Below are 11,261 nucleotides of genomic sequence, written 5' to 3'. Positions count from 1 at the left end.
AATGGAAATCAAAATTATTGAAACAAGTGATATGCATGGGTATGTATTACCTACAAACTATGCTGAAAGAAATTTAGATTTAGGATTTAGTACAGCTAAAGCTGCAACTATTATTAAAAAAATCAAAAAAGAAGCAAAAGGACCAGTTATTCAAATTGAAAATGGTGACTTTATTCAAGGTTCTCCATTAAGTTATTATGTTCGTAAACAAGGTCATCATATTGCCCATGACTTAACAAAAGTTTTAAACTATTTAGAATATGATTTAGGAATTTTAGGAAATCATGAATTCAACTATGGATTAGACTATTTACGTGAAGCCATTGAATCCTACAATCATCCGATTATTTGTGCGAATATTCTTTCTAAAACTGGTGAACAAGTATTTGGAGAACCGTATCGTATTATCGAAAAAGAAGGCGTTAAAATTGCAGTCTTAGGATTGACAACTCCATATATTCCTAAATGGGAACAACCTGCAACGGTTAAAGACTTAACCTTTATTAGTGCTTTAGAAACTGCACAAAAATATGTACCTGAAATGCGTGAAAAAGCAGATATCGTAGTGGTAACCTATCATGGGGGATTTGAGTCAGATTTAGAAACGGGTGAACCTACAGAATTATTAACAGGAGAAAATGAAGGGTATGCGATTGCGACTAAAGTACCTGGAATTGATGCTCTTGTAACAGGACACCAACACCGTGTGATTGCAACAAAAGTAAATGGAGTTCCTGTGATTCAACCAGGATATCGTGGAGCTTATGTCGGTGAAATTAGCTTACAAGTTGAAAAAGAAGGCGACCGTTATATGGTTGTTAAAAGTCAAGCGAAATTACATGAAACAGCAGGAGTTAAAGCAGATCCTAAAGTGTTAGAAATGTTTGAAGAATTACAAGCTGATGTAGAAAATTGGTTAGATACACCAGTAGGAACTGTTATTGGAGATATGACAATTACAGATCCTCAACAAGCAAGATTAGTGGAACATCCGTATATTGAATTTATTAATAAAGTTCAAATGGAAGCAACGGGGGCAGATATTTCGGGAACTGCTTTATTCAATAATGAAGGACGAGGATTCGGTTCTAAAATTGCAATGCGTGATGTGATTACAAACTACATTTACCCAAATACTTTAGCGGTGCTAAAAATTTCTGGAGAAGATTTACGTTTAGCGTTAGAAAGAGTAGCGACTTACTTTATTGTAAAAGACGGAGAAGTTCAATTTAATCCAAAATATATTGAACCAAAACCACAATATTACAATTATGATATGTATGAAGGTATTGAGTATACACTTGATTTTACAAAACCATTTGGAGAACGAGTGACAAGATTAGATTATCATGGAGCTCCTGTTCAAGATACGGATGAATTGGAAGTTGTAACGAACCAATATCGTGCAGTAGGTGGTGGAAATTATGCCATGTTTAAACCAGAAAAAATTGTACGTGAAGTTCAAATTGATATGACAGAATTAATTGCGGATTATATGAAAAAACATCCTGTATTAGAAGCAACAACAAACCAAAACTTCAAGACGATTATCAAATAATTTTTTAACAAGTGAGAAAAACATTTTTCTTTGTAGCTAAGCTACTAAAGGAAGGTGTTTTTTTCTTATTTATTCCGTGATACAATCAAGGTGTATAGGAATGATTAGAAATTGAGGTGAAATGGATGCATACGGTGATGATTGTGGAAGATGAACCGATTATTCGTGATGCTGTAGCTCAGGAATTAAGCAAATGGAATTATCAAGTAGCATGTGTAACAGATTTTAATAAAGTAATGGATGATTTTGTAAGAGTGAATCCACAGTTAGTGATATTAGATATTACTCTTCCTTTTTTTAATGGTTATTATTGGTGTCAGGAAATTCGTAAAATTTCGAATGTGCCAATTTTATTTTTATCTTCTCACCAACAACCGCTGGATATTGTTATGTCAATCAATATGGGGGCAGATGACTATATTACGAAACCTTTTGAAATGCCGATACTAGTAGCTAAAATCCAAGGACTTTTCCGTCGTGCGTATGAATTTGTTGGAACTCAAGATTGGATTGAATATAAGGGTGCGACGTTACATTTGAAAACGACTCAATTTACTTATAAGCAACAAGTGATTGATTTGACAAAAAATGAATTTCAAATTTTACGTGTTTTATTTGAAAGAGTCGGAAGCTTTGTAAGTCGAGATGAATTGATGAAAGAATTATGGAATAGTGATTTCTTTATTGATGATAATACGTTAACCGTTAATGTTGCTCGTCTTCGCAAAAAATTAGAAGAATGCGGGTTAGTGAATTTTATTACCACTAAAAAAGGAATTGGTTATGGGTTGGTGGATTCCAATGAGTAAAGAAAAGAGACAGTTTATTCAACAGTGGCTATTTACTCATAAAAAATTTCTATGGTATATTGCTTTTATTCTATGCTTATGGCTAATCTTTGGGTTTGCTTTTAATGCACTGGAATGGATGTTGTATTTAATAGTACTAGTAATAATTTTTTCAGGTATATTTTTAACTTCATGGTGTGCAAAGGATTTTTTGCAGTATAAAAAAATAAAGGAAAATCCAAATTGGAAAGAATTGCTTCAAAGCGAAAAAGTGTGGACGACGTCTGAACAATTTCTATTAGAAAATTTAGAGGCTTATACTACTCAACTAGCACAAGCTGAATTTCAACAAAGGGAAGCTTATAAAGAGCAATTAGACTACTATACGATGTGGATTCATCAAATTAAGACTAGTATTGCTTCGAGTCAATTATTAATTCAAGCTTTACCCACGCTTCCGGAAAAGAGTCCGTTAGAACAAGAACTCATTAAAATTACGACATATACAGACTTTGTTTTGCATTATGTTAGAATGGAAACCTTTCATCAAGATTTAGTATTGAGAGAACATTCTTTAGACAGTATGATTCGTCAAATTTTGAAGAAGTTTGCAACGTTCTTTATTTATAAAAATCTTCGATTATCTTATGAAGCTATTGATCAAGTCATTGTGACAGATGCAAAATGGTTTAGTGTTATTTTAGAACAAATTTTATTAAATTCGATTAAGTATACGGACAAAGAGGGACAAATTTCTATTTATTTAGACGGTTCTTATTTATGTATTCAAGATACAGGAATAGGAATTGCGGCATCTGACCAACAACGTATTTTTGAAAGAGGATTTAGTGGGTTTAATGGAAGAATGAATTACCATTCTTCAGGATTAGGCTTATATTTATCCAATGAAATTGCGAAAAATTTAGGATTAGAATTATCGGTAGAATCGGTTGTAGGAGAAGGAACAACATTAAAAATTTTATTACAACAAAATAAATTAGATACGAGGGTTTAAAAGGGAAGAAAATGACTTAAAATTTCCCATGGAACGCCCGGATATGTTATGATAGAGAGAATGAAATAGGAGAGGTGAATGACACATGGTAGATCAATTAGAATTAGTGGTCATTACAGGAATGAGTGGTGCCGGAAAAACGGTCGCAATGCAAAGCTTCGAGGATATGGGCTATTTTTGCGTTGACAATATGCCACCAAGTTTATTACCAAAGTTTTGGGAATTAGTAAAAGAATCTGGAAAAATTACAAAAATCGCATTAGTTATTGACTTACGTTCAAGAGCGTTTTTTGATGAAATTATGACATCGATTAGTGGTTTAGATAATACATCATTTATTACTACGAAAATTTTATTTTTAGAAGCAAGTGATGATGCATTAGTTTCTCGTTATAAAGAAACTCGTCGTACTCACCCTTTAGCTGGTGATGGACGTGTATATGATGGTATTGTTGCGGAACGTCGACTATTACAAGATATTAAAGTTCGTGCTCAAAAAGTAATTGACACAACAACTCTTTCTCCAAGGAAATTACGTGAGGAAATTATGCATACTTTCTCAAATGGTGATACTGATATTTTTACAATTCAAGTGGTGTCATTTGGATTTAAATATGGGATTCCAATTGATGCAGATATCGTAATGGATGTTCGATTCTTGCCAAATCCGCATTATATTGATGAATTACGTCCGTTAACAGGACAAGATTCTGCCGTTTATGATTATGTCATGAGTCAACCAGAGACAAAAACTTTCTACCATAAATTTATGGAATTATTAGACTTTGTGATTCCTGGTTATAAAAAAGAAGGAAAATCTAGTGTAACGATTGCGATTGGATGTACGGGTGGACAACATCGTTCCGTTGCATTAACAGAACGTACAGGAAGAGAATTAATGTCTGACTCTTATCATGTAACGATTTCTCACCGAGACAAAGATAAACGTAAAGAAGGGAATGGTCGTTCGTGATTTTTGAAGTAGAGCCTCAAGAAAAGAAGCGAAAGAAAGGTCCTAAAATTACCGTTATTGGTGGTGGAACAGGATTACCTGTATTATTAAGAAATTTAAGAAAACAAGATGCTGAAGTGACAGCAATTGTAACGGTTGCTGATGATGGAGGAAGTTCAGGCGTTATTCGTGACTATATTAATGTTGTGCCTCCAGGAGATATTCGAAACTGCTTATGTGCGTTATCTCCAATGAGTTCTTTGCAAAAAGATATTTTCCAATATCGCTTCAAGTCAGATGATCAATTTTTTGCAGGTCATGCGATTGGGAATTTAATTATTGCTGCTTTAACAGAAATGCATGGGAATAATATTTTTGATGCGATTCGTTTGCTATCTAGAATGATGAGTATTGAAGGTCATGTTTATCCTGCTGCAGAAGAACCATTATTATTAAGAGCAGAGTTTGAAGATGGAACGATTGTTGATGGAGAGTCCCAATTAGCTAAGCATCGTAAAAAAATTAAACATGTCAGTGTTCATACTTACGATGAAAATCGTAAACCAATTGCTTCTCGAGATGTTGTAGAAGCTATTATGGAAGCCGATATGGTAGTAATTGGACCAGGAAGTTTGTATACAAGTATTTTGCCAAACTTAATGATTGAAGATATTGGACAAGCAGTTTGCGAAACACAGGCAGAAGTGGTGTATATTTGTAATATTATGACGCAACTTGGGGAAACAGAACATTTTACAGATAGTGATCATGTTCGTGTATTACATGAGCATTTAGAAGAACGTTTTATTGATACAGTATTAGTCAATACGGAATCTGTTCCAGATGAATATTTAAATCAACAAAAACATGAAGAATATTTATATCAAGTAAAATATGATTTCCAAGGATTACGTGACCAAGGATGTCGAGTAATTTCGACAGATTTTCTTAAATTAAGAGAAAATGGTGTCTATCATGACGGACAAAAAGTCATTGATGAATTATTTACTTTATTACGAAGTGTTAAACATGATTAATGAAAAGAAGTGGGGAAGAGCAAATGTTCTTTCCCACTCCTATTGTATAGAGAGAGGAGGGTATTATGTCATTTGCATCTGAAACGAAAAAAGAATTAACGCAATTAGAGGTTCATATCGAACATGCTAAAGCTGAATTAGCGGCGCTGATTCGTATGAATGGTTCTTTGAGTTTATTTAATCGTCAGTTTGTATTAAATATCCAAACGGAAAACGCAGCAATTGCAAGACGTATTTTCGTATTATTAAAACAACATTATCAAATTGAAAGTGAATTATTAGTTCGCCGTAAAATGAAATTGAAGAAAAATAATGTGTATATTGTACGTTTAAAACAAGGGACTAAAGAAATTTTAAGTGATTTAGGTATTATGGAAGGTTTTGAATTAATTACACATATTCCATTAGAGATTCGTGATAATGAAGAAAAGATGCGTTCTTATTTAAGAGGGGCATTCCTCGCAGGTGGCTCCGTTAATAATCCTGAAACAAGTCGCTATCATTTAGAAATTTATTCAAACTATGAAGAACATAATGAAGATATTTGTGACATGATGAATGCTTTTGGGCTCAATGCAAGGATGATTGAGAGAAGAAATGGATTTATTACTTATTTAAAAGAAGCAGAAAAAATTGCAGATTTTCTTGCACTTATTGGTGCAGCGAATGCGATGATGAAATTCGAGGATATTCGAATTGTACGAGATATGAGAAATTCGGTGAATCGTTTAGTGAACTGTGAAAATGCTAATATTAATAAAGTAGTTACTGCTGCTTCCCGTCAAATGGAAGATATTTTATTAATTGAAGAGACAGTTGGGCTTGAAGCAATGCCGGCTAAATTATTTGAATTGGCACAAGTGAGAAAAGAAAATCCGGATATTAGCTTGAAGGAATTAGGGGAGATTATTCCATCTGGTTCGATTTCAAAATCGGGAGTAAACCACCGCTTGAGAAAAATATCTGAATTTGCTGAAAATTTAAGAAAAAATATTTCGTAAAAAAATATTTTTTGAGATTTTTTTCGTACTTATAGAGTGAAGGACAATTTGTTCTTTAATCATTCAATGGAGGTACGGAAAAATGAATCATGTTTCATTAATTGGTCGTCTGATTAAGGACGTCGCTGTTCATCAATCTGAGAAGGGGAATTCTATTTGTCGGAATACTTTGGCGGTACAGAGTATTTATAGGCAGAATGATGGGGATAAGCAGACGGATTTTATTCAGGTGATTGCTTTTGGTAAGTTAGCAGAGCGTATTCAACGCTTTGTGAAGAAGGGCGATCGTCTAGGAATTGAGGGTCGTATTCATTCGAGACGTTATAAGAATCGTGAAGGGCAGGATGTTTATGTGACCGAGGTGATTGTTGAGGAATGTTATTTCTTAGAGCCTAAGTCGCAAGACAGTGAACCAGAAGAAACGGATGAGTTTGCTTCGATTTTCACGGTTGATGGGGAATAGGAAAAAAGACTTCACTTTATTGTAGTATTAGGACGCCAGCAGACCTGCGGTCTCATGGCTAAAATTTGAGCCTGGGTCTCAAATTTTCCTGCGCTAGAAGCCGATTGGCTTCTAGTGCTCATACTACAATGGGAAGTCTTTTTTTCTTTTCTTGGGAATGACAATGGGACGTTGAAAACGAGACTTCTAATGATTGTAGTATGAAGGTATTTCCTGTGATAAAAACTCATACTACAATTTCTCATTAATCACTTGTTCGATAGCCTTAATGACACCATTATTTTCGTTCGTGTCTGTTACCCTATCACTTAGAGTTTTTACTTCTTCTGTAGCATTTCCCATTGCGATTGCTAATCCTGCGTATTGAAGCATTTCGATATCATTTGCGGCATCTCCGATAGCAGCAATTTCGTTTCGATTGATATTGAGTCTTTGTGCTAATTTTTCTAGTCCGTATGCTTTATTGACGCCTTTTTTTAGTACCTCAATTAAATATTTTTGGCTACGAACTACATAGAATTCTTCTCTCCATGAATCTGGAATCATTGTTTCAAAGTCGTTTAATTGTTCTTCGTCTCCAAGTAGTAAAATTTTATAAAAATCTGTTGTAAGAGATTCTTCTATTGTAATACGTTTGATTTCTCCGTTGATGATTTTTACATCATATTCCATCCATTCTGTTGGTTCTTGGTCAAAGGAGTAGTAATAGTCAACTCCTCCTCCCATCACACTAATGTCGTGTTCTTTTCCAAGTTGAATCCATTTTTGAATAGCAGCTGAATCTACAAATGCATCCATGATGTGATTTCCTGTTTGGCTTTCGTAAATATTAGCGCCGTTCTGGCTAATGATATAATGGTTTTCTTCAAGATATCCTAAGTCTTTTAAGTAAGGTCGAATTCCTGTTTCAGGTCTACCTGTACATAGAACTAATAGTGTTTCTGTATCTTTATGATGAAATTCTTTGAAATATTGTTTTGTTTCTTCCAGTAATTGTTTTTTAGAATTTAACAGTGTTCCATCCATATCGATGGCAATTATTTTAATCATCTGATTAACTCCCCTAATATTTTATTACTCTATTGTAACATAAAGAAGAGCTTTAGATACATCAACCTTCCAAAAGCCAATCAAAAATTACATCATTCGTATCAAATGCAGCGCCATTTTGACAATGAAGATCGCTGTAGTCCTGATTTTTGTCAAAAATTTTCATTTTTTTGTTGGAAACGTCTAATTGTTCAAAATATTGTGTTGCTAATTCAAAAGGGTAATAGTTATCATTTTTTGCAACGCAGATAAGAACTGGATTTTTTACAGGAAGTTCTGAAAAATCTCGACATCGAATGATGAGTTGGTTGAGTGAATCACATCCGAAAACCCATTTTGCATGTTTAATTTGCCAATTTAAAAATGGGACATGAGAAATATATACCTCAATCATTTTTTCTAAAAAAGGTGGGAATTGACTGTTTAAATATGGATGAAGTATTTTCGGGATATTCGTTTTAAAGGAATCTAACATATTTGGAAAATAATTATATAAAACAACTTTATCGAATAAATGCCCATTTAATGCGGAAGCTCTTATGATTAATAATCCACCTAATGATAGTCCAATTCCAATTTTTGGTAAGACAATTTCTTCTTGGTAAGACTGAAGGATTGCTTCAACAACTAAATCCCAGCGTGGGGTAAAGTTTTTTTGATACGTTCGAATCGCCCGAGATTGTCCGGGGCCTTCAAATAAAATGACATGATAACCTTCCTCTAAAGATGCTTTTACATTCGTAAAATAAAGTTCTTCTAATAAGGCATCGAATCCACCACAAATGAATAATGTTCCTTTAGGTGTTTGATTTGTTTTAAAAAATAATGTTCTTAATGAATAATCTTCAAAGGTTACTTCCTTTAGTTCATAAGGAATCGATAATAAATCAAGTCCTTTATAAAAATAATTGACGGATAGTTGATAGCAATCTAGTTTTCTGCTGTCTTTAGACGATAAGAAAAATTCAGCTGCTTGAAAATATCGACTAGCTCTCAAATAAGCTTTTCCTTTAGAAATAGAACTGTTGAATTTTTTTGTTACTAATCTGTTGCCGAGTTTATACCATTCGATATACCAAGATTCATAATTTTTTTCTGTAATTTTTTCTGTAGTAGATTGAACTTCGGCAAAATCACTTCCACCATAGGGGCAATACCACATTAATCGTCTTGTTTCAAATTCAAATTCAAAAGTTTTAAAAAACATCAAAACACTCCTTTATAGCAATCATATCTAGTTATGGGTATAATAATACTCAGAATGAGTTTTTTAGAAAAGAAGTTACTTTGAGGTGCCTATGGAAAAAGAAAGATGTTTACGAGAGTTAGCTTTGCCATTACTTGGGAAATGGAGCATATTTATTGTATTAATATTAGCTGAAGAGGAAATGTATTTTGCACAATTAGAGCGTGAAATTGGAATAATTTCAAGAAAGATGTTATCGCAAACGTTAAATGACTTGATAGAAATTCATATTGTTTACAAAAAAGGAGAATCCTCTACAGGACAAAAGACGTATTATGGATTAACTCCTTTAGGGAAGAGCTTATTGCCACATATTTATGGACTTAAAAATTGGATGATAGAGAATGAGGAATTTTTACGAAAAAAATAAAAGCACAAAATCGCTGGAGCTCGCCATAGATTTTGTGCTTTTTAGTGTATATAATTATTCGTTTTCTAAACGTTCAAATGCGTCATGAAGGACTTGTTTTAATGTTGAAGCAGATAAGTCCATTTTTTCTTGTTCGGCATCTGCTAGAGGAATTTCGATAATTTGACGAATGCCATCTCGACCAATAATCGCTGGAGCTCCGATATATACATCGTCTTGTCCATAATGTCCTTCGAGATAGACAGATAATGGAAAGATAGCACTTTCGTTATTTAAAATGGCTTTTGTAATTCTTGCTAGGGCTGCTCCGATACCATAGTAAGTAGCTCCCTTTTTCGCAATGATTTCATAAGCAGCATCTCTTACTTGGAAGAATATTTCGACTAATTTTTCTTCATCTGTGTCTGGATTTTGACGGACCCATTCGTAAATTTGAAGACCGCCGACATTGGCATGAGACCAAACAGGGAATTCTGTATCTCCGTGTTCTCCTAGGATATATCCATGAACGTTTCGAGCATCGACACCGATTAATTCCGCAATTGCTTGACGGAAGCGAGCACTATCTAATGCAGTTCCAGATCCGATAACACGATGTTTTGGTAATCCAGAGAATTTCCAAGTTGCGTATGTTAAAATATCGACAGGGTTTGATGCAACTAAGAAGATTCCATCAAATCCACTTGCCATAATTGGATCAATAATCCCTTTTAGGATTTTTAAGTTTTTATGTACTAAGTCAATTCGAGTTTCTCCTGGCTTTTGAGCTGCACCAGCAGTAATACAAATGACATCTGCGTCATGGCAGTCTTCATAACTGGCTGCATAGATTTTTTTAGGGGAGTTAAATGCTAGAGCGTGTGATAAGTCTAAGGCATCTCCTTCTGTTTTTTCTCGTGCAATATCAATAATTCCAAGTTCTTCTGCAATTCCTTGAAGGACAAGTGCATAGGCGTAGCTTGAACCTACTGCGCCATCTCCAATTAAAATTACTTTATTGCTAGGTTTAATAAATTTTTTCATATTGTTACCTCCTATTTCCTAAATGGAATAACCATGGATAGTATAACATGTTTTGTTTTGTGAAGGGTTTTCAAAAGCTTATAAAATAAATTAAATTTTCGATTTTTGAATAGTTTGTGATATACTAAGTAGGACTCAAGATAGAAATGGGTGTGAACGTATGAAATTAATTATTGGATTAGGAAATCCAGGAGCAAAATATAAAGGAACTCGTCATAATATTGGATTTATTACGGTTGATGAATTTGCTTATCAAGAAAATTTAGAATTTAATCAAGCATTATTTGATGCAACTTTTACTCAAACACATATCGATGGAGAAAAAGTCATTTTAATGAAGCCGTTGACGTATATGAATTTATCCGGTCAAGCGGTTCGTCCATTAATGAATTATTTTAAAATTGGAATTGAAGATATTGTTGTTCTATATGATGATATGGATCTTCCAGTTGGAAAAATTAGGTTACGTCAAAAAGGTAGTGCCGGAGGACACAACGGAATTAAGAGTATCATTAGCTGTTTAGGAAGTGACCAATTTAATCGCATTAAAATTGGCGTAGGACGACCTGCTCCAGGTAGAAGTGTGGTCAATCACGTATTAGCTAATTTTGAAAAGGAAGAACAAGAAGAAATTTTAGCTTCTGTGGATAAAAGCGTAGAAGCGCTAAGAGATTGGATAAAAGGTGATAATTTTATTCAAACCATAAATCGTTATAATTAAATAAATTAAAAAAAAGGCTGGAGCGAAAGTTTCAACC

12 protein-coding genes are annotated in these 11,261 nt (G+C 33.8%); 9 read left to right on the top strand and 3 right to left on the bottom strand.

What is annotated here, in order from left to right; all coding sequences use genetic code 11:
* Nucleotide 1: 1 nt before the first annotated feature.
* From RYL55_RS05080 to RYL55_RS05050, 7 genes are all read left to right on the top strand, one after another.
* Nucleotides 2-1,558, top strand: a complete 1,557-nt coding sequence (locus tag RYL55_RS05080; RefSeq protein WP_315007855.1) for a 5'-nucleotidase C-terminal domain-containing protein — start codon at nt 2-4, stop codon at nt 1,556-1,558.
* Between the two features lie 125 nt (nt 1,559-1,683).
* Entirely contained in the window at nt 1,684-2,367 is a 684-nt protein-coding gene (locus RYL55_RS05075) for a response regulator transcription factor (RefSeq protein ID WP_315007854.1), read from the top strand.
* Nucleotides 2,342-3,361 carry a sensor histidine kinase gene (locus RYL55_RS05070; RefSeq protein ID WP_315007852.1) on the top strand — a complete coding sequence of 340 codons (1,020 nt, stop codon included), beginning with the start codon at nt 2,342-2,344 and terminating at the stop codon, nt 3,359-3,361. The genes RYL55_RS05075 and RYL55_RS05070 overlap by 26 nt, the downstream gene beginning before the upstream one ends.
* Before the next feature lie 85 nt (nt 3,362-3,446).
* Nucleotides 3,447-4,334 carry an RNase adapter RapZ gene (rapZ, locus tag RYL55_RS05065; protein ID WP_314111916.1) on the top strand — a complete coding sequence of 296 codons (888 nt, stop codon included), beginning with the start codon at nt 3,447-3,449 and terminating at the stop codon, nt 4,332-4,334.
* Entirely contained in the window at nt 4,331-5,350 is a 1,020-nt protein-coding gene (locus RYL55_RS05060; protein WP_315007850.1) for a YvcK family protein, read from the top strand. The genes rapZ and RYL55_RS05060 overlap by 4 nt, the downstream gene beginning before the upstream one ends.
* A gap of 65 nt (nt 5,351-5,415) precedes the next feature.
* Nucleotides 5,416-6,351, top strand: a complete 936-nt coding sequence (whiA, locus tag RYL55_RS05055) for a DNA-binding protein WhiA (protein WP_315007848.1) — start codon at nt 5,416-5,418, stop codon at nt 6,349-6,351.
* 82 nt (nt 6,352-6,433) lie between these two features.
* The gene (locus RYL55_RS05050) at nt 6,434-6,814 is read left to right on the top strand and encodes a single-stranded DNA-binding protein (protein WP_315007846.1); all 381 of its coding nucleotides are present in this window, start codon (nt 6,434-6,436) and stop codon (nt 6,812-6,814) included.
* A 231-nt stretch (nt 6,815-7,045) separates the two neighbouring features.
* On the opposite strand, the gene RYL55_RS05045 is transcribed toward RYL55_RS05050, so the two are convergent.
* Both RYL55_RS05045 and RYL55_RS05040 read right to left on the bottom strand, forming a co-directional pair.
* Nucleotides 7,046-7,864 (bottom strand): Cof-type HAD-IIB family hydrolase, encoded by an 819-nt coding sequence (locus RYL55_RS05045; RefSeq protein WP_315007845.1) that lies wholly within the window; start codon nt 7,862-7,864, stop codon nt 7,046-7,048.
* Nucleotides 7,865-7,925: 61 nt separating this feature from the next.
* A complete protein-coding gene (locus tag RYL55_RS05040; RefSeq protein ID WP_315007843.1) occupies nt 7,926-9,071 on the bottom strand; it encodes a dipeptidyl aminopeptidase in 1,146 nt (381 codons plus the stop codon).
* 91 nt (nt 9,072-9,162) lie between these two features.
* On the opposite strand from RYL55_RS05040, the gene RYL55_RS05035 reads away from it, so the two are divergent.
* Nucleotides 9,163-9,480 carry a helix-turn-helix domain-containing protein gene (locus RYL55_RS05035; RefSeq protein ID WP_315007841.1) on the top strand — a complete coding sequence of 106 codons (318 nt, stop codon included), beginning with the start codon at nt 9,163-9,165 and terminating at the stop codon, nt 9,478-9,480.
* 54 nt (nt 9,481-9,534) lie between these two features.
* Here RYL55_RS05035 and RYL55_RS05030 read toward each other — a convergent pair whose 3' ends face one another.
* Nucleotides 9,535-10,503 (bottom strand): L-lactate dehydrogenase, encoded by a 969-nt coding sequence (locus RYL55_RS05030; RefSeq protein ID WP_315007839.1) that lies wholly within the window; start codon nt 10,501-10,503, stop codon nt 9,535-9,537.
* A 160-nt stretch (nt 10,504-10,663) separates the two neighbouring features.
* On the opposite strand from RYL55_RS05030, the gene pth reads away from it, so the two are divergent.
* On the top strand, nt 10,664-11,224 hold the full coding sequence (pth, locus tag RYL55_RS05025) for an aminoacyl-tRNA hydrolase (protein ID WP_315007837.1): 561 nt from the start codon (nt 10,664-10,666) through the stop codon (nt 11,222-11,224).
* The last annotated feature ends 37 nt before the right edge of the window (nt 11,225-11,261 follow it).

Origin of the sequence: uncultured Granulicatella sp. (genome assembly GCF_963515615.1) — a bacterium.
GTDB lineage: Bacteria > Bacillota > Bacilli > Lactobacillales > Aerococcaceae > Granulicatella.
This window is presented reverse-complemented; position numbering and strand designations above follow the sequence as displayed.